16 protein-coding genes and 1 pseudogene are annotated in these 17,491 nt (G+C 67.0%); 10 read left to right on the top strand and 7 right to left on the bottom strand.

The annotated features are described in order from the left end of the window. The first annotated feature begins 69 nt into the window (after window positions 1–69). The 3 genes and pseudogenes from K7G19_RS00500 to K7G19_RS00490 all read left to right on the top strand — a co-directional run. Window positions 70–438: a 2Fe-2S iron-sulfur cluster-binding protein gene (locus tag K7G19_RS00500; RefSeq protein WP_149319950.1), complete on the top strand. Its 369-nt coding sequence runs from the start codon at window positions 70–72 to the stop codon at window positions 436–438. 25 nt (window positions 439–463) lie between these two features. Continuing rightward, window positions 464–757, top strand: coding sequence for a ferredoxin (locus K7G19_RS00495; RefSeq protein WP_226105162.1), 294 nt, complete (start codon window positions 464–466; stop codon window positions 755–757). Window positions 758–826: 69 nt separating this feature from the next. Then, window positions 827–1,105 (top strand): annotated as a pseudogene (locus K7G19_RS00490) (2Fe-2S iron-sulfur cluster-binding protein); the annotation flags it as partial. Window positions 1,106–1,472: 367 nt separating this feature from the next. Here the strand turns inward: K7G19_RS00490 and K7G19_RS00485 are convergent. After that, window positions 1,473–1,658: a hypothetical protein gene (locus K7G19_RS00485; RefSeq protein ID WP_006575737.1), complete on the bottom strand. Its 186-nt coding sequence runs from the start codon at window positions 1,656–1,658 to the stop codon at window positions 1,473–1,475. Window positions 1,659–1,931: 273 nt separating this feature from the next. Between K7G19_RS00485 and K7G19_RS00480 the strand changes: the two genes are divergently transcribed. Next, window positions 1,932–2,756, top strand: coding sequence for an HpcH/HpaI aldolase/citrate lyase family protein (locus K7G19_RS00480; protein ID WP_226105158.1), 825 nt, complete (start codon window positions 1,932–1,934; stop codon window positions 2,754–2,756). A 76-nt stretch (window positions 2,757–2,832) separates the two neighbouring features. Here the strand turns inward: K7G19_RS00480 and K7G19_RS00475 are convergent, their stop codons facing one another. Continuing rightward, window positions 2,833–3,411 (bottom strand): DUF2062 domain-containing protein, encoded by a 579-nt coding sequence (locus K7G19_RS00475; RefSeq protein WP_149319947.1) that lies wholly within the window; start codon window positions 3,409–3,411, stop codon window positions 2,833–2,835. A gap of 492 nt (window positions 3,412–3,903) precedes the next feature. Between K7G19_RS00475 and K7G19_RS00470 the strand changes: the two genes are divergently transcribed. Continuing rightward, window positions 3,904–5,997 carry a TonB-dependent siderophore receptor gene (locus tag K7G19_RS00470; protein WP_226105156.1) on the top strand — a complete coding sequence of 698 codons (2,094 nt, stop codon included), beginning with the start codon at window positions 3,904–3,906 and terminating at the stop codon, window positions 5,995–5,997. Here the strand turns inward: K7G19_RS00470 and K7G19_RS00465 are convergent. Both K7G19_RS00465 and K7G19_RS00460 read right to left on the bottom strand, forming a co-directional pair. Then, the gene (locus tag K7G19_RS00465; RefSeq protein WP_226105155.1) at window positions 5,969–6,388 is read right to left on the bottom strand and encodes a hypothetical protein; all 420 of its coding nucleotides are present in this window, start codon (window positions 6,386–6,388) and stop codon (window positions 5,969–5,971) included. The genes K7G19_RS00470 and K7G19_RS00465 overlap by 29 nt on opposite strands. Window positions 6,389–6,595: 207 nt before the next feature. Continuing rightward, window positions 6,596–7,486, bottom strand: coding sequence for a LysR family transcriptional regulator (locus K7G19_RS00460; RefSeq protein WP_226105152.1), 891 nt, complete (start codon window positions 7,484–7,486; stop codon window positions 6,596–6,598). A gap of 107 nt (window positions 7,487–7,593) precedes the next feature. On the opposite strand from K7G19_RS00460, the gene K7G19_RS00455 reads away from it, so the two are divergent. The 4 genes from K7G19_RS00455 (at window position 7,594) to K7G19_RS00440 (ending at window position 12,685) form a co-directional block, all read left to right on the top strand. Next, on the top strand, window positions 7,594–9,147 hold the full coding sequence (locus K7G19_RS00455) for an AMP-binding protein (protein ID WP_226105150.1): 1,554 nt from the start codon (window positions 7,594–7,596) through the stop codon (window positions 9,145–9,147). 64 nt (window positions 9,148–9,211) lie between these two features. Then, a complete protein-coding gene (locus K7G19_RS00450; RefSeq protein WP_226105148.1) occupies window positions 9,212–10,423 on the top strand; it encodes an acyl-CoA dehydrogenase family protein in 1,212 nt (403 codons plus the stop codon). An 89-nt stretch (window positions 10,424–10,512) separates the two neighbouring features. Further along, window positions 10,513–11,496, top strand: a complete 984-nt coding sequence (locus K7G19_RS00445) for a tripartite tricarboxylate transporter substrate binding protein (RefSeq protein WP_226105146.1) — start codon at window positions 10,513–10,515, stop codon at window positions 11,494–11,496. A 13-nt stretch (window positions 11,497–11,509) separates the two neighbouring features. After that, complete coding sequence (locus tag K7G19_RS00440; RefSeq protein WP_226105144.1) at window positions 11,510–12,685, top strand: CaiB/BaiF CoA-transferase family protein; 1,176 nt, start codon at window positions 11,510–11,512, stop codon at window positions 12,683–12,685. Window positions 12,686–12,785: 100 nt separating this feature from the next. Here K7G19_RS00440 and boxA read toward each other — a convergent pair whose 3' ends face one another. After that, window positions 12,786–14,075 (bottom strand): benzoyl-CoA 2,3-epoxidase subunit BoxA, encoded by a 1,290-nt coding sequence (gene boxA, locus K7G19_RS00435; protein ID WP_226105142.1) that lies wholly within the window; start codon window positions 14,073–14,075, stop codon window positions 12,786–12,788. On the opposite strand from boxA, the gene K7G19_RS00430 reads away from it, so the two are divergent. After that, a complete protein-coding gene (locus K7G19_RS00430) occupies window positions 14,040–14,201 on the top strand; it encodes a hypothetical protein (protein ID WP_226106358.1) in 162 nt (53 codons plus the stop codon). The genes boxA and K7G19_RS00430 overlap by 36 nt on opposite strands. Here K7G19_RS00430 and boxB read toward each other — a convergent pair. Beyond that, window positions 14,194–15,621 carry a benzoyl-CoA 2,3-epoxidase subunit BoxB gene (gene boxB / locus K7G19_RS00425; RefSeq protein WP_226105140.1) on the bottom strand — a complete coding sequence of 476 codons (1,428 nt, stop codon included), beginning with the start codon at window positions 15,619–15,621 and terminating at the stop codon, window positions 14,194–14,196. The genes K7G19_RS00430 and boxB overlap by 8 nt on opposite strands. A gap of 85 nt (window positions 15,622–15,706) precedes the next feature. Beyond that, on the bottom strand, window positions 15,707–17,365 hold the full coding sequence (boxC, locus tag K7G19_RS00420) for a 2,3-epoxybenzoyl-CoA dihydrolase (RefSeq protein ID WP_150082398.1): 1,659 nt from the start codon (window positions 17,363–17,365) through the stop codon (window positions 15,707–15,709). Window positions 17,366–17,491: the final 126 nt, after the last annotated feature.

Genomic DNA, 17,491 nt, shown 5'->3' with positions numbered 1-17,491 from the left:
CATCGGCAAACCATCCGCGGACAGCCATCCCTGGATAGACACGTAGACAGCAACAAGCAGGACAACATCATGCCCAAGGTTCTTCTTCACCGGCACGGCCAGCTCCACAGCGACGAGGTCGCGCCTCGCACCAACCTCGTCGTGCGCGCCGGAATCCGGCAGTTTCCCTATCCGAACCTGCGCTACGAGTGCGGCATGGGCAAGTGCTCGAAATGCGCCTGCCGCGTGCTGGCCGGCGCCGAACATCTGCCGCCGCCGAACTGGAAAGAGAAAAAGCAGCTGGGCGAGCGGCTCGAACAGGGCTACCGGCTGATCTGCCAGCTCTGGATCGAGCACGACATCGAGCTGGCGCAGGACGAACTGTCGCCGGCCGAGGAATCCGCGGCCGCCGCGGGCCGTGTGCCGGCCGGCGCCAAGGCCTGCTCGTCGCCGACGTGATGGCGCCGTTCCCGACTTCGACACCATGTACATCATCCTGACCAGCCGCCCCGGCCAGTTCCGCACGGAGCCCGTCGACGGCATCACGCCGGTGGAACGCTACGAGTACTGCTTCTACGGCAAACCCACCGTGCGCTTCGTCATCGCCCAGCTCGACCGCGAGACCAAGGTCCGCGTGGTCGAGGAAACGCCGCCCGGCATCGTCAACCATGTCCCGACCAAGTTCCTGGACAAGTACGCCACCGTCGAGGCGGCGCGCGAGGAACTGCGCCGGCTCGCCTCGTTCGGCAGCATGGAGCTGGCGCTGGTCGCCATTTGAATTGCATTCGAATCGCCGGTCGCCATTCGAATCCTGAACACGCCCGATACCTGATAGCAGCGCATTGCCATGATCCAGATCACCTTCGTCAGCAACAACGGCAAGACCGCCACCGCCCCGCCCAACAGCAACCTGCTGCGCGTCTCGCTGCGCGAACAGGGCGGCATTCCGTTCAAGTGCGGCGGCGGCCTTTGCGGGACCTGCAAGTGCCACATCGACAGCGGCCTCGAACACACCGACGAGATCAAGGCCAAGGAGAAGAAGCTGCTGACCGAGCAGGAACTGGCCAGCGGCCACCGGCTGGCCTGCCAGACCTTCGTCAACGGCGACATCAGCGTGTCGTGGCAGCCGCGCGCCACCGCGGCGGCGGGCCGCCCTGCGCCGAATCCGGCCTCTTCCGCTGCTGCGACCGCTGGCACTGCTCCTGCGCCCGCCGCCGCTTCCCCTTCCAGGGACACGAAAGAACCGGAAAGCAGCGCGGGTTGAGCCGCGACGCAAAAAAACCGGCCCGGTATCGGTCCCGCAGCGCGTGGCTGCGAGGCCGATACCGGGCCGGTTTTCTATTGGCTGACCTTGGCGGCTGGCTACCTGCGGGCTAGCTCCGGGCGAGCTGCGGGCTCGCCAGAGCTGGCCGCGGGTTGACCAGAGGCCAACCGCGGACGGACCGCCGCGCGACGGCGGGGGACCGTCGCGATGTGGGGGTCGAGCCGGCTGCTTAGCCGTTCGCGAAGACGATCTTGGCCTTGCGGGCGTCCGACTGCAGGCGGGCCAGCACGCCTTGCACGGCGGCGATGGCACGCTTGACGTCGTAGGCGAAGCCCAGGCGCGGAGCGTCGAGTTCACGCTCGATCAGGTCGCGTTCGAGTTGGTCGGTCAGCTTGATATCGGATTGGGTGTTCATGGCGTCCTTCCTTTCAGGGATAACCCTTATGGGGTTTTCCCGAATTGTAGGCAAAGGATTGACGCATTGCAACATTAGGTAGAAATGCGTATGCCGGAAAGCAACACCTAAAGCGAGAGCGGGAAGGTCACATCGGGCCGACAGGGCCCAATTTGTGCTGGAAGCAACATATTTCGCGATATCCGACCCTCGATGCCGGCTCCGTAGAGGTACGAATGAGTATCCGCGCGCCAGCCATGGAATGATTGCGAAAACGTCATCACCGGAGACAGCATGCTGCCCATCAATCATTTCAAGAAGGCGCTGCGCGCCGGCCAGTCCCAGATCGGCGTCTGGTCCACCATTCCGTCGCCCTTCGTTTCCGAGCTGATCGGCGGCGCCGGTTACGACTGGGTGCTGTTGGACACCGAGCACACGCCCACCGACGTGCCGCTGATGCTGAGCCAGCTGCAGGCGGTCGCCGCCGCGCAGCCCGCGCCGGGATCGCCGCCGACCCATGCGGTCGTGCGGCCGGCATGGAACGACCCCGTGCTGATCAAGCGTTACCTCGACATCGGCGCGCAGACGCTGCTGCTGCCCTTCGTGCAGAACGCGCAGGAGGCCGAGGCGGCGGTACGGGCGATCCGCTATGCGCCCGAGGGCATTCGCGGCATGGGCGGCTCGACTCGCGCCTCGAACTTCGGCCGCACCACCGACTATGCGGCCCGCGCGGCGGAGGAGCTGTGCCTGCTGGTGCAGGTGGAAACCGCCGAGGCGCTGGCCCAGATCGAGGCCATCGCCGCAATCGAAGGCATTGACGGCATCTTCATCGGCCCGGCGGATCTGTCTGCCAGCCTGGGCTACCCGGGCCAAGCGCGCCACCCCGCTGTCAACCAGGCGATCGACGACGCCATCCGCCGCATTCGGGCCTGCGGCAAGGCTCCGGGCATTCTGATGGTCGACGAGGCCCGCGCGCGCCAATGCCTCGATCTGGGCGCGCAGTTCGTCGCGGTAGCGCTCGATACGGTGCTGCTGCGCGACGGCCTGGACGGCACCGCCGCGCGCTTCCGGGCGCCGGGCCAGGTGCCAGCGAGCCCGGCATCCACTAGCGGCTATTGAGGGGCAGCCGCTCCATCCTGGGACGGTATCCGCCAGCCGGTCAATCGACGAATCGGGGAATCGACGCGCGCCGGCTTCAGTGCCTGTCGGCTGGCCCCCGGCCGTCGAGCTTGTCCTGCGCGCGCGCCGCCCGGACCCGGCGGCGCCGGATCAGGCGCGTTCGCAGCGCCCACACCCACGACACGCCGAAATAGAACAACACGCTGGTCACGCTCGCCATCAGTGCGAGACCGAGCAGCAGCGGTTTGCCGACGCCCAGCAGGCGGCGACGCGTCTGCGTCCACCAGCTCTCCTCTTCCACCTGGGCGGGCTGCGCGGCCGGGTCGGCGCCACCCGGAACGAGATTGACGATCGCCCCCGGTTCCGCGACAGCCGCCAGCGTCTCCGGCGCCGGCGGCTCGCCGCTTTCTCCCAGCACCGCGCTGCCCAACCGCCAGGCGGCGTAATAGATCGGGCCGAAGGTCAACGGATTGCTGACGAAGGTGCTGGCCACCGCGGCCGGCACATTGGCGCGCAGGGCCACGGCCACGCCGGCACTCATCGGAATTTGCGCGATGGGCAGCAGCAGGCCGAAAAACAGCCCCAGCGCCACGCCCAATGCGATACCGCGGCGGCTGACATGCCATAGGCGGGGGTGCTGCAGGATCGGTCCCATCCAGCGCAGCCATCGATGCTGTTGCAGCCGTTCGGGATCGGGAAGGAATCGGCGGAAATGGCGGAACGGCGAGGGACTGCGCGGATGAGGGGAGGAGGCGGATCGGCGGCGGTTGCGAAGCGGAGGCATGGGTAAGGAGGGACGGCTGGGGACGGCTGACCACCGTGCAAGCATACCCCTGCGGCGCGTCTCCGATGCCGTCTGGCGCGAATTCTCCGGCGGAGCGCGGGGAATGTACCGGAAATTGTCCCCTTCTCGCCTTCTCGCCTTCTCGCCCTCTCGCCCTCTCGCCTTCTCGCCTTCTCGCCTTCTCGCCTTCTCGCCTTCTCCCTCGCCGCATCTTTCCGCCCGTCTTTGGGCACGTTACTCAAGCAGCACCCCACCTGAAACATTGTTGGCGGCACCCCACGAACGGGTGATTAGGCAGTTGACCACATATGCCGAAATGATAATAATTCGCATTCCCTTAAAAATATTACAGTTCATTACAAAATGCGAGCCAAGCGTCACCCTATTACCGCTGCCCTGCTGGCGGCGTCCGTTCTCTCACCCGCCGCCGCCCGCGCCCAGGGCGCCGAGACGTTGCCGGAGGTCACCGTCAAGGCCAGCGCGAACCGCGAGCTGGGCGAGGGCTACAACCCGCCCGATACGGTCAGCGCCACCAAGATGGATGTCCCGCTGCGGGACGTCCCGCAGACGGTGAACGTGGTGACGGCCGAGGTCATGCGCGACCAGCACGCGACCTCGATCCAGGACACGCTGAAGAACGTGCCGGGGGTGGGCTTCTCGCATGGGGACGGACAGCGCGACCAGGTCACGATCCGCGGCTTTACCGCGATCGCCGACCAGTTCGTCGACGGCATCCGGGATGACGCGCTGTATTTCCGCGACCTGTCGAACGTCGAGCGGATCGAGGTGATCAAGGGACCGGCCGCGGTGCTGTACGGCCGCGGTTCGTCGGGCGGGCTGATCAACCGGGTCACCAAGAAGCCCGGGCTGGATATCACCGACCTGAGCCTGAGCTACGGCTCGTGGGCCGACCGGCGCGGCGAGGTCGACGTCGGGCGGGTGTTCGGCGACGGCGCGGCGGCGTTTCGCATCACCGGCGCGGTGCAACGCGCCGACAGCTACCGCTCGCAGCAGTTTCTGGACCGCACCGCGATCGCGCCGTCGCTGGACCTGAAGCTCGCGCCGGACACCAAGCTGCTGCTGCAGGCCGACTACCTCGAAGACCGCCGCGTGACCGACTTCGGCATTCCGGCCTTCAATGGCCGGCCGGTCGAGGTGCCGGCGTCCACCTACTACGGCGCGGCCAATGCACGCGACGTGGACTACAGCCGATCGCGGGTGTACTCGGGCACCGCCACGCTGACGCATCGCTTCAACGACCAATGGTCGATCCGCAACGCGACGCGCTATTACAACTATTCGCTGGACCGCAACAACACGCTGCCGGGCACCGTCAACGCGGCGCGCCGCACCGTGTCGCTGAACCGCTCCAACGTCTATCGCGAGGAGCATGGCTGGTTCAACCAGACCGACCTGACGCAGAAGGCCACGCTGTTCGGCATGAAGCACGAGCTGCTGTACGGCGTCGAGGTGGGCCAGCAGAACAAGGATCTGGTCAACTATTCGCGCAACAACGTCGCCACCGTCGACCTGTTCAATCCGGTGCTGCCGACGCTGCCGCGGCTGATCGGCGGCACGCCGGGCACCACCAACCGCGGCACCTTCAAGACCTTGGGCCTCTACACCCAGGACATGATCACGCTCAGTGAACAGTGGAAGGCGCTGGTCGGCGTGCGCTACGACCGCTTCGAGCAGGAGACCGTCGACCGCCGCCCGAACCAGCGCGGCCTGTCGCGTACCGACAATGCCTGGAGCCCGCGCGCGGGCCTGGTGTGGCAGCCGTCGAAGACGCAGTCTTACTACCTGTCGTGGAGCCGTTCATTCCAGCCTTCCGGCGAGACCTTCTCGCTGGCGGCCAATAACGCCGAACTGGAACCGGAAAAGACCAGCAATACCGAAATCGGCGCCAAATACGATTTCTTCGATGGGCGCGCCAGCACCACGGTGTCGGTCTTCCGGCTGGAGCGCACCAATATCAAGGTCGCCAATGCCACCAATACCGCGCTGATGCCGATCGGCGAACAGCGCACCGACGGTGCCGAGCTGACGTTCGCCGGCGACCTGGGCCAGGGCTGGAAGGTATTGGCCGGCTACGCCTATCTCGATGCGCGGGTGACGCGCTCGAGCAGCGCACTGGAAGGCAAGCGCGCCACGCTGACGCCGCGGCATAGCGGCAATTTCTGGGTTACCAAGGAGCTGGGCCACGGCTTCGGCATCGGCGGCGGCCTGAACCTGATCGGCGCGCGCATGGCCGATCCGCAGAACACGGTCACGCTGCCCGGCTATGTCACCGCCGACATGATGGCGTGGTACCGGCGCGGCCCCGTCGAGCTGCAGCTGAACCTGTACAACCTGTTCGACAAGAGCTATATCGTGTCCGCGCACGGTTCCAACGCGAACCTGAACCTGCCGGGCGCGCCGCGCAGCGTCATGGCGACGCTGCGGTACCGGATGTAGCAATCGGCCGAACCAGCGTTGGCGTGGGGCCGATCGGTTGCGCAGCCTCGCCCGCGGGTTCGGCATCGGCTTGGCGCTGCGCCATCGCTCGCGCGCCGCGCCGCACGATCAGATCGTCGACGTACTGCATGCAGCCGGCCCGAAAGGCCGGCTGTACTGCTTCACACGACCTGGCGTGGCGCACGTCGTGCATCAGCGCCCATGCATAGCCCTGGAACAGATCGGCGCATGGCGCGGCGCAAGGCCTGCCGCCGAAATGATCGCCATCGGCGTGAAAGCCCGGCGCCAGCGCCGCGATCGGCGCATTCGTCAGCGTGTCCTTTACCTGGGCGGCGCCCATCAACATCGCGGCCAGGGTTCCTGCTCCCAGCAGGAAGAGAGAAAGTTTCATCGTATCGGCATTGGCGCTGGCTCGCGCCGACCCCTTTATATTTTTGGGAAACCCGTTTTGCCCAATACAAATACAACAGGTAAGGGGCCGCCGATATGAAAGTTTTTTAAATCACGTAATCTGTTGTATTGGTCATACCGGCATTCGTTTTCGCCATCGTTATTGCAGTCGGTATTGCAATCGGTGCCGCAATCGGTGCCGCAATCGTTATTTCACCTGCGCCTGCAGGATCGCCACCATCCGCTGCGCCAGCGGCGATAAATAAGCGCCGGCCCGCGCGATCACGCCGACCCGCCGGCGCAGATCGAGTTCTTCGCTGCTCAACCGCAACGCACGAAAACCCGCCAGGGGCCTGGCCATCTGCGCCCCGGCAATGCTGAGCATGCGCGTGCCCCGCATCAGATAGAACAGCGAGGCGCTGCCGAAATCCGATTCGACGCGCAGATTCGGCGGCGGCAGGCCGCGCTGCTGAAACGCGGCCTCCAGCTGCTGGCGCAGCACGATATGCGCACCGGGCAGCAGCCATTCCTGATCGACCAGATCGGCGAGCCGCAGGCCGCGCTTGCCGTGCAGCGGGTGCGCTTCGTCGGCGACCACCGCCAGCGTGTCGTCGAACAGGTCGTGGACCACGAACGCCTCGGTCCGCTGCCGCGGCACCGGCGCGATGGCCAAGTCCAGTTCGCCGGCCAGCAGTGGATCCATCAGGTCGCGCGCCATCCGCCGCGTCAGCCGCAGCCGCGCGACGGGCCGCTCCTGCATCAGCTGGCGGCAGGCGTCCAGCACCACCGGGTTTGGAATCGACGGCGAATAGCCGAGCCGCAGCACGCCCTGTTCGCCGGTGCGGATGCCGCGCATCTCGGCCAGCGCATCCTCGTATTCGAGCCGGATGCGCCGGGCCCGGTCGATAAATGCCGCGCCTGCCTGCGTCGGCCGCATGCCCAGCGCGGTGCGCTCGAACAGCGGCAGGCCGATCTGCGCTTCCACGCGCTGCACCGCCTTGGTCAGCGCCGGCTGGCTCATGCCGAGCGCCTCGGCGGCGCGCCCGATGCCGCCGTGAGCAGCCACCTCCAGCACGTACTCCAGATCGCGTGTCTCCATGCCGCTCCCCTCGCATTCCAGTCGGTTATGGCTTTATTTCCAATGCAGCATTGTAGTGATGTCCCGCGTCTTCCAAACTGCCGCCAAAGCAGATCAAGGAGACCTCGATGACCTTCGCCTATTTCCTGCGGCGTGCCGCGCGCTATTGGGGCGACCGCCCCGCGGTGCTGTATCGCGACCGCGCGCTCAGCTATCGCCAGCTGGACGAGCGCTCGACCCGGCTGGCCAATGCGCTGCTGGGGCTGGGCCTGGTCAAGGGCGACCGCGTCGCCGTGCAGTCGCGCAATTGCACCGAGCTGGTGGAGATCGAATGCGCGCTCTTCAAGGCCGGGCTGGTCAAGGCGGCGCTCAATCCGCGCTTTACCGCCGCGGAGGCGACCCAGGTGGTCGAGAACTGCGGACCGCGCGTGATGATCGCGGGCCGCGGCTACACCGGCTACAACCCGCAGACGGCCGGCTTCGGCTCGGTCGAGACCTATATCGCAATCGGCGAAGCGGCACCCGGCTATCTGGACTACGAGGACGTCGTCAGCCGTGGCGGCACCGAGGCACCCGACTACACGCCGCAAGCGTCCGATCTCGCGGTGCTGCATTTCTCGTCGGGCTCGACCGGCAAGATCAAGGCGGCGATGCAGAGCTACGGCAACCGCATCGCCTCGCTGCGCAAGATCGTGCTGGGCATGGACCGCCCTGCCCGCTCCGGCGACCGGCTGGCGCTGATCGGCCCGGTCACGCACGCCTCGGGCATGCTGATGCAGCCCTACCTGTACTGCGGCGCCACGCTGGTGCTGTTCGACAAGTTCGAGCCGGCGCATTTCCTCGCCGAGATCGCGCGCCTGCGCATCACGCACGTGTTCATGGTGCCGGCGATGATCAATATGGTGCTGGCCGAGCCGTCGCTCGCCAGCGCCGATCTTTCCAGCCTGAAGACGCTGGCCTATGGCGCCGCGCCGATGGCCCCGGCGCGCATCCGCGAGGCGTGGGAGCGCATCGGCCCGATCCTGTCGCAGGGCTATGGCGCCAGCGAATCGACCTCCGGCGTCACGCGGCTGTCCACCGCCGACCATGCCGATGCGCTCGCCAATCGCCCCGAGCGCCTGGCCTCGTGCGGCCGCGCGCTGGGCGAGACCGAGGTACGCGTGGTCAACGAGCGCGGCGAGGAAGTCAGCGGCGACGAGATCGGCGAGCTGGTGATCCGCGGCGAGGACGTGTTCCAGGGCTACTGGGGCGAGCCCGAGCTGACCCGCGAGGTGCTGATCGACGGCTGGCTGCATACCGGCGATCTGGCCCGCGTCGATGAGGAAGGCTTCATCTATCTGGTCGACCGCAAGAAGGACATGATCATCTCGGGCGGCTTCAACGTCTATCCGACCGAGGTCGAAGCCACGCTGTATCAGCATCCCGACGTGATGGAGGCCTGCGTGATCAGCGTGCCCGATGCGACCTGGGGCGAGAGCGTCAAGGCCGTGGTCACGCTGTGGCCGGGGCGCGAACTGAGCGCGGCCGACCTGATCGCGCATTGCCGCGCGCGCATCGCCGACTACAAGACCCCGCGCTCGATCGACTTCGTCAGCGAGCTGCCGAAGAACGCCAGCGGCAAGCTGGCCCGCAAGCTGGTGCGCGAGCGCTATTGGCAGGGTCAGGAACGCCGCGTGAACTGACACGCGGCTTGAAACGCGGACTGACAAACGCGACTCAAAGCCCACGACACCGAGGAACCACGCCATGTTCGAATACCTGACCAACCCCGTGCTGGTCCAGACGCGGGCCGCCATCCGCCGCTTCATCGACGAGGAACTGCGCCCGATGGAGCAAGAGCTTGGCCTGGGCTCGGAAGACCCGTGGCCGAAGGAGGTGCTGCGCCGGGTCTGGCGCCGCTCCAGCGAGCTGGGTCTTTACGCCGCCTGCCTGCCGATCGAACTGGGCGGCAAGGGCCTGAACATCGCCGAGCAGTGCGCGCTGAAAGCCGACATCGCCGCCAGCGGCTGCTCGCTGGCGCCGCATGTGCTGGGCGACCTCGGCGGTCCGCCGCGCGTGGGCAATATGCTGAAGTACGCCACGCCCGGGCAGATCGAGCGCTATTTCGGCCCGGTGATCCGCGGAGAGCGTTCGACCTGTTTCGCGATGACCGAGCCGCATTCGGGCTCCGATGCGATGAGCATCTCGACGACGGCGGTGGCCGACGGCGACGAGCTGGTCATCAACGGCCACAAGCACTACATCAGCGGCGCGCCGTTCGCCGACTTCGCCATCGTGCTGTGCGTGACCGATGCCAGCACCACGCCGCCGTCGATCAGCGCGGTGCTGGTCGATCTCGACCTGCCCGGCGTCACCGTCGATACCGAATACACGCCAATGTCGGGCCAGCATATCGACGCCGATATCCGCATGGTCGATGTGCGCGTGCCGCGCAGCAATATCCTCGGCGGCAAGGGCAATGGCTTCAAGCTCAGCATGTCCCGCATCAACGTCAACCGGCTGCTGCATTGCCCGAGCATGCTGGGTCTGGCCACCAGCGTGTATCGGGCGTCCGTCGAGTACGCGGGCAAGCGCCGCCAGTTCGGCGGCCCGATCGCGCGGTTCCAGGCCATCCAGCATATGCTCGCCGACATGGCGGCGGCGCTGTGGGCGTGCGAGGCGATGATCGCGCAGACCGCCGCGCTGGCCGACAGCGGCGCCGATCTGCGCATGAAGGCCGCGGCCTGCAAGCTTTTCGTATCGGAGCGCTGCTTCGAGATCGCCGACAAGGCGGTGCAGATCCACGGCAATGTGGGCGTCACGCGCGGCCACCCGGTCGAGCAGACCTTCCGCAAGCTGCGCATGTTCCGCATCTTCACGGGCACCAGCGAGATCCAGCGCAACACCATTGCGCGCGCGATCCTGGAGCCGCTGATGGAGCAGGCGGCGCAGGCGGGCAAGGGGCGCGGCGCGGCATAGTGCCGCCGGTTGCCCGCAGCACCAGCAACAGCAGCAGCAGCAGAACGTCGACGCAGCCCGGACTGCGCCATCAGTACAGGAGACAGCAAATGCATCGCAGAACATGGCTGGCCGCCGCGGGCGCCGCGGCACTGGGCGGCATCCTGCCGCGCGCCTACGCGGCCGACGGCTATCCGAACCGGCCGATCCGGCTGATCGTCCCCTTCCTGGCCGGCACCTCGCCCGACAACATGGCGCGCGCGCTGTCGGCCGAGCTGGCACCGAAGCTCGGCCAGCCACTGGTGGTCGAGAACATGCCCGGCGCGGGCGGCATCATCGGCGGCCGCGCGCTCAAGCGGGCCGCGGCGGACGGCTACACGCTCGGCGTGCTGGCCAACACGCACGTGATCAACATCCACATGTACAAGCAGATGCCGTACGACCCGGCGCGCGACTTCACCTGCATCGCGCCGCTGTCGGGCGGCCCGACCGCGCTGGTGGTCCCCGCCAACTCGCCGTACCGCACCGCAGGCGAGCTGATCGCCGCGATGAAGCGTGCACCGGGCAAGCTGAACTACGGCTCCGGCGGCAAGGGCAGCATCGCCCATCTGGCCGTCGAATCGATGCTGCACCAGACCGGCACCGAAGCGGTCCACGTACCGTACAAGGGCGCGCCGGAAATCCTGACGGCGATGCTGACCGGGCAGACACAGTTCGGCATGCCGGTGCTCAGCACGGCCACGTCGTACCTGCGCAATGGCCAGGTCCGCGCGCTCGCGGTGACCACCGCCGAGCGCTCGCGCTACTTCCCCGACGTGCCGACGCTGGCGGAGGCGCTGCCGCCGGGCTTCGTGCTGGACAACTGGAGCGGGCTTTTTGCACCGGCGGGCATGCCCGCCGCGCTGACGCAGCGCCTGTTCACCGCGATCAACGAGGTGCAGGCCAGCGGCAAGCTCGATGCGATGCTTGAAGCCAGCGCGGGCGAGCTGCGCCGCAGCGCCTCGCCGGCGCAGTTCCGCGAGATGGTCTCGGCCGAGACCAGGCGCTACGCGTCGCTGATGCGCGATATCGGCATGACGGCCGACATCGGCTGAGCGGGCGCCGGCCATGACATCGAGCAAGCCATCGAGCAAGCCATCGAGCGAGCCGCCAACCAAGCCGCCAACCAAACCGGACTGGTCCTGCCTGAACGACGTCAGGATTATCGACCTGAGCCAGCTGCTGCCCGGCCCGCACGCCACGTTGCAGCTGCAGCAGCTGGGCGCCGAGGTGATCAAGGTCGAGCGGCCCGGCGTCGGCGATACCTCGCGCACGCTGAGCGCCTCGGTGTTCGCCCAGTTCAATCGCGGCAAGCGTTCGGTCGCGCTCGATCTGCAGGATGCCGAGGGCCGCGCGGCCTTCCTTGAGCTGGTGCGCGATGCCGACGCGGTGGTCGAAGGCTTTCGTCCCGGCGTGATGCAGCGCCTCGGCCTCGATCACGCCGAACTGGCCAAGGTCAATCCGGCCATCGTGCTGTGCTCGATCTCGGGCTTCGGCCAGACCGGCCCCTATGCCGACCATGCCGGCCACGATTTGAACTATCTGGCCCTGGCCGGCTATTGGGCCGCGCCGGTACAGGTCCGAGACAAGGTCGCGCGGCCACGCGTGCGGGTGTCGGACTATGCGGCGTCGAGCTATGCGGCGCTGGCGCTGACCGTCGCCATCCTCAGCGCGCGTCAGCACGGGCGCGGCCAGCATCTGGACGTATCGATCCACGATGCGGTGCTGTCGTGGACGGCCCATGGCGCCTGGGCCGCGCAACAACATGCCGACGCGCCGCTGCGCTCGCCCACGGTGATGCCGGAGAACGACCTGTTCGAGACGCCCGACGGCCGCCATCTGGCGCTCGGCATTCTGGAGAACAAGTTCTGGCTGAACCTGCGCGATGCGTTGGGCGGGAAATTTCCTTCGCTGATGGATCCGCGCTTCGCCGAGCGCGCAGGACGCCAGCGCCACAAGGTCGAGGTCAATGCGCTGCTGGCGCAGATCTTTGTGAGCCGCACGCTGGCGCAGTGGCTGGACACGCTGGCCGGCGTGGACCTGCCGATCTCGCCGGTGCTGAACGCGGAAGAGCTGCTGCGGGACCCGCATGTGCAGGCGCGCGGTACGGTGCGTCAGGTATCGGACCCCGATCAGGATCGCGTCGCCGTCCGCTTTCCGGTCCGTTTTTCGCTGGGTCTTCCCGATGGCGACGACCATGTGGCGGCGTTGGGCGAGCACGCGCCAAGCTGGTCCGCCGACTGAACGAACAAGGCCGGTCCCGCGTTTCCGCGGCGGCCGGCCCTGGCCACATCAAGAACATCAAACCCGGTCCGCGCGACCGCTTGCTCGGTACGTCCCGAGCTCAGTACGTCTCCAGATGCAGCCGCCCTTCGCGCTTGAGCGAAGCGGCCACCGCCTCCCAATCGAGACCGGCCTGCTCGGCGATATCGCGCAGCGCCAGTACCACGCCCTCCTCCATGCTCTTCAGCCCGCAGACATAGAAGTAGCTGTCCGGATCGGCCAGCAGCGCGGCCAGGTCGGCGGCCCGCTCGCGCATCACGTCCTGCACATAGCGCTTGGGCTGGCCCGGCGTGCGCGAGAACGCCAGGTTGATATCGATGAAGTCCTTGGGCAGGCTTTGCAGCGGACCGAAGTACGGCAGCTCCTCGCGCGTGCGGGCGCCGAAGAACAGCATCAGCTTGCCGCTCTCGAACTTGCCCGACTTGCGCAGGCGCCGGCGCCATTCGGTCATCGCCCGCATCGGCGCGCTGCCGGTGCCGGTGCAGATCATCACGATGTTCGAACGCGGATGGTTCGGCATCAGGAAGCTGTTGCCGAACGGGCCGATGACCTCGACCGTGTCGCCGACCTGCAGGTCGCACAGATAGTTCGAGGCCACGCCGCGCACCGGATTGCCCTGATGGTCCTCCAGCACGCGCTTGATCGTCAGCGACAGGTTGTTGTAGCCCGGCCGCTCGCCATTGCGCGGGCTCGCCACCGAGTACTGGCGCGCATGATGCGGGCGGCCCTGCTCGTCGACGCCCGGCGGCACGATGCCGATCGACTGGCCCTCCAGCACCGGGAACGGCATCGCGCCGAAGTCCAGCACGAGGTGATGGGTGTCGTAGTCGCGGCCGACCTCGGTCACGCGCACATTGCCGACCACGGTGGCGGTAACCGACTTGATCGCCGCCTTCGGCCCGTACAGATTGGTGTAGCAATGCGCTGCCGACCATGGCGGCAGCGTGGCCCCGTATTGCGCGCTGTTGAACGGCGCGATCTGCGCCAGCGCGGGATCGACCGGCTCGTCGACCGCCTCCAGCGCCTGCGCTTCGGCGATCGCCTCGGCGCCGACGCCGCTGGCGGCCAGCTGCTCGCTGCTCAGCTCTTCGGGAAGCGTGTCCCAGCCCAGCTGCTCGTCCAGCGTATAGGGCCGCGTGCGCGGCACCATGCGCCAGTTGTCGATCGATCCGGTCGGGCACGGCGACACACAGGCCATGCACAGATTGCACTTGTCGGCGTCGACCACGTAGTTGCGCGAATCGTGCGTGATCGCGCCGACCGGGCAGGTCATCTCGCAGGTATTGCAGCGAATGCAGATCTCGGGGTCGATCAGATGCTGCTTGATGATTTGCATGTCTGCCATATCCATGGCCGTCTCCAGAGGCTGCCGCGGCTCGGCGCTACGTTCGGTCACGCGCGGTCGCTGTCGTTGTTGCTGGCGCTGTTGATGGCGCTGTTGCTGCCGTTATTGCCGTTGCTCTCGCCGCTCAATTGAAGCGCACGTATTCGAAGTCCACCGGCTGGCGGTTGACGCCCATCGCCGGCGGCGCGATCCAGTTGGCGAACTTGCCCGGCTCGACCACGCGGCCCATCAGGCTGGCGACGAAGGCGCGATCCTCCGCGCTCGGCAGCCACTGGTCGACATTGGCCTGCCATTCGGCGTCCGAGATCACGCGGCCGTCCGGCGACACCTTGACGCCGGCCAGCGCGCCGATATTGCGGTGGAAGGCCTTGTGCGGAACCTTCAGCCGGAACGGAATGCCGGCCTTGTCGATGACGCGGTTCCAGCGCTCGACGCCGGCCACGCTGTCCTTGATGTAGTCGTCGCGCAGCACCTCGTTCAGCGCGTTCAGCATCGGCACTTCCTTCTCGACCAACTGGCCGCCGGAGGCCTGCAGCACGCGATAGGTGCTCTCCTTGAGCAGATGGTCGTCGTTGCGCTTGCCTTCCTCGAACCGGCCCTTCAGGCCGGTGCTGTAGAAGGTCGCGGCATTGCTCGACTCGTCGGCGCCGAACAGGTCGATGGTCACGCTGTAGTGGAAGTTCAGATAGCGCTGGATGGTCGGCAGGTCGATCACGCCGGCGGCGCGCAGCTTGCCCGGATCGTCGGTCTTCAGTTCGTTCATCACCTGGCAGGTGCGCTGGATCACGCGCGACACGCCGGATTCACCGACGAACATGTGGTGCGCTTCCTCGGTCAGCATGAACTTGGTCGTGCGGGCCAGCGGATCGAAGGCGCTCTCGGCCAGCGCGCACAGCTGGAACTTGCCGTCGCGGTCGGTAAAGTAGGTGAACATGAAGAACGACAGCCAGTCCGGCGTGCGCTCGTTGAACGCCTGCAGGATGCGCGGGTTGTCCTGCTCGCCGCTGCGGCGCTCGAGCAGCGCCTCGCCTTCCTCGCGGCCGTCGCGGCCGAAGTATTTGTGCAGCAGATAGACCATCGCCCACAGGTGGCGGCCTTCCTCGACATTGACCTGGAACAGGTTGCGCAGGTCGTACATGCTCGGCGCGGTCAGGCCCAGATGGCGCTGCTGCTCGACCGAGGCCGGCTCGGTATCGCCCTGCGTCACGATGATGCGGCGCAGGTTGGCGCGGTATTCGCCCGGCACGTCCTGCCACGCGTCCTCGCCCTTGTGGTCGCCGAAATGGATCTTGCGGCCCTGCTCCGCCGGGTTCAGGAAGATGCCCCAGCGATAGTCCGGCATCTTGACGTAGCCGAACTGCGCCCAGCCCTGCGGATCGACGCTGATCGCGGTGCGCAGGTAGACGTCGAAGTTCTGCGAGCCGTCCGGGCCCATGTCGTTCCACCAGCTCAGGTAGTTCGGCTGCCACTGCTCCAGCGCGCGCTGCAGCGTACGGTCCTCGCTGAGGTTGACGTTGTTGGGGATCTTCTCGCTGTAGTTGATACCGGACATCGTTGGTCTCCCGGTGATATGTCGTCGTGTCGTTGTGCCGTGGTGTCGCTGTGTCTTTGTGTCGGTGCGCGCGCGGACCTGCGCGTCAGACGCGATTCCAGTCGAATGCCGCCTTGTCGCCCTTGCCGTAGACCTTCAGTGCGCCCTTGTCGCCGACGGCGTTGGGCCGCTGGAAGATCCAGTTCTGCCAGGCGGTCAGCCGGCCGAAGATGCGGGTGAACATGGTCTCCTGGCCGTTGAAGCGCAGGTTCGCTTCCATGCCGGTCAGCGCGTCGGGCGACATCGCCACGCGTTCCTCGATCGCGATGCGCAGCTCGTCCGCCCAGTCGATGTCGTCCGGGTTCGAGGTCGCCAGGCCCAGCGCGAAGGCGGCATCCGCATCGAGCGGCTGGCCGGCCCTGGCGCGCACCGCTTCCAGCGCCGGCGCCTCGTCATAGAAACGGCGGCCCAGGCGGCTCTGGCCGGTGGCCATCGGATAGAGGCCGAAGTTGGTCTCGCCGACGGTGATCTTCGGCGCGCGCGCCTCGTCGTCCGGCAGCGCCAGGTGGTAGATGCGATCGCAGGCCAGTGCCAGTTCCAGCAGCGAGCCGGCAAAGCAGGTGCCCTCGTCGACCAGGGCGAACAGGCTGCGCGAGGACACGTCGAGACGGCTGAAGGTCCGGCGCAGCAGCCCGATGGTCTCGCGCACCAGCCAGTGGTCGCGATGCGCCAGCAGCGTGGCGTCCATCTGCATCACCGCCTCGGCATCGCCGGCGGTCTTGATCAGCCAGGTGCCGATCTCCAGCTCGTTGGTGCGCATCGACAGGATCGCGTCCTCGAGCTCGCGCGCCAGCTGCAGCGGATACCAGGCCGCGCCGGCTTCGGCGATCGCGGCCGGAGTCTGCGGCTGCGGGCCGCGCGGCGCGTGGATCGTGAAGGTGGCGGTGCGCGCGGCGCGGTCGATCTGCACGTCGACATAGCCGTAGCGCAGCGCATCGGCTTCGACGGTCCGCTCCAGCGGGGTCAGCGCGATGCCGGCCGCGTCGGCGGGACGGTCGCTCTGCGCGGCCAGCGCCAGCGCGCGCTCCTGCACCTTCTGCGCGAACACGGCAGGCTTGGCGATGTCGTCGACCAGGCGCCAGTCCTTGGCACGCTGGCCGCGCACCCCTTCGGTGGTGGTGCAGAAGATGTCGGCGAGGTCGTGGCGCACATGGCGCTTGTCGGTGACGCGGGTCAGGCCGCCAGTGCCCGGCAGCACGCCCAGCAGCGGCACTTCCGGCAGGCTGACCGCCGAGGAGCGGTCGTCGACCAGCAGGATTTCGTCGCAGGCCAGCGCCAGTTCATAGCCGCCACCGGCGCAGGCGCCGTTGACCGCGGCGAGGAATTTCAGGCCGCTGTGCCGCGACGAATCCTCGATGCCGTTGCGCGTCTCGTTGGTGAACTTGCAGAAGTTGACCTTCCACGCATGGCTGCTGACGCCCAGCATGAAGATATTGGCGCCCGAGCAGAACACCTTCTCCTTGCCGCTGGTGACCACCACGCTGCGCACTTCCGGATGTTCGAAGCGGATGCGGTTCAGCGCGTCGTTCAGCTCGATGTCGACGCCGAGGTCGTAGCTGTTGAGCTTGAGCTTGTAGCCGGGACGCAGGCCAGCGTTCTCGTCGATATCGAGGACCAGCGTGGCGACGGGTCCGTCGAACTGCAGCTTCAGGTGCTTGTATTGGGAGGGGTCGGTCTGGTAGTCGACGCGGGGGACCTGGGTCACGGCATTGTCTCCTGTTCTCTGTGCTGACATCGCTGTCTGTTCAGCCTGGGCGCGTGGTGCAACGAAGCACCGCGAAGCACGATAGTGCATGGATCGGGATCCGATGTCACGCATCATAGTGCATCG

This window comes from Cupriavidus sp. DB3 (assembly GCF_020418465.1).
GTDB lineage: Bacteria > Pseudomonadota > Gammaproteobacteria > Burkholderiales > Burkholderiaceae > Cupriavidus > Cupriavidus cauae.
This window is presented reverse-complemented; position numbering and strand designations above follow the sequence as displayed.

Coding starts and splice junctions, on each gene's coding strand:
- K7G19_RS00440 (WP_226105144.1), top strand. CDS start 11,510: ATGACATCGAGCAAGCCATCGAGCAAGCCATCGAGCGAGCCGCCAACC.
- K7G19_RS00445 (WP_226105146.1), top strand. CDS start 10,513: ATGCATCGCAGAACATGGCTGGCCGCCGCGGGCGCCGCGGCACTGGGC.
- K7G19_RS00460 (WP_226105152.1), bottom strand. CDS start 7,486: ATGGAGACACGCGATCTGGAGTACGTGCTGGAGGTGGCTGCTCACGGC.
- boxA (WP_226105142.1), bottom strand. CDS start 14,075: ATGGATATGGCAGACATGCAAATCATCAAGCAGCATCTGATCGACCCC.
- K7G19_RS00465 (WP_226105155.1), bottom strand. CDS start 6,388: ATGAAACTTTCTCTCTTCCTGCTGGGAGCAGGAACCCTGGCCGCGATG.
- boxB (WP_226105140.1), bottom strand. CDS start 15,621: ATGTCCGGTATCAACTACAGCGAGAAGATCCCCAACAACGTCAACCTC.
- K7G19_RS00485 (WP_006575737.1), bottom strand. CDS start 1,658: ATGAACACCCAATCCGATATCAAGCTGACCGACCAACTCGAACGCGAC.
- K7G19_RS00480 (WP_226105158.1), top strand. CDS start 1,932: ATGCTGCCCATCAATCATTTCAAGAAGGCGCTGCGCGCCGGCCAGTCC.
- K7G19_RS00470 (WP_226105156.1), top strand. CDS start 3,904: ATGCGAGCCAAGCGTCACCCTATTACCGCTGCCCTGCTGGCGGCGTCC.
- K7G19_RS00455 (WP_226105150.1), top strand. CDS start 7,594: ATGACCTTCGCCTATTTCCTGCGGCGTGCCGCGCGCTATTGGGGCGAC.
- K7G19_RS00500 (WP_149319950.1), top strand. CDS start 70: ATGCCCAAGGTTCTTCTTCACCGGCACGGCCAGCTCCACAGCGACGAG.
- K7G19_RS00495 (WP_226105162.1), top strand. CDS start 464: ATGTACATCATCCTGACCAGCCGCCCCGGCCAGTTCCGCACGGAGCCC.
- K7G19_RS00450 (WP_226105148.1), top strand. CDS start 9,212: ATGTTCGAATACCTGACCAACCCCGTGCTGGTCCAGACGCGGGCCGCC.
- K7G19_RS00430 (WP_226106358.1), top strand. CDS start 14,040: ATGCTGCTTGATGATTTGCATGTCTGCCATATCCATGGCCGTCTCCAG.
- K7G19_RS00475 (WP_149319947.1), bottom strand. CDS start 3,411: ATGGGACCGATCCTGCAGCACCCCCGCCTATGGCATGTCAGCCGCCGC.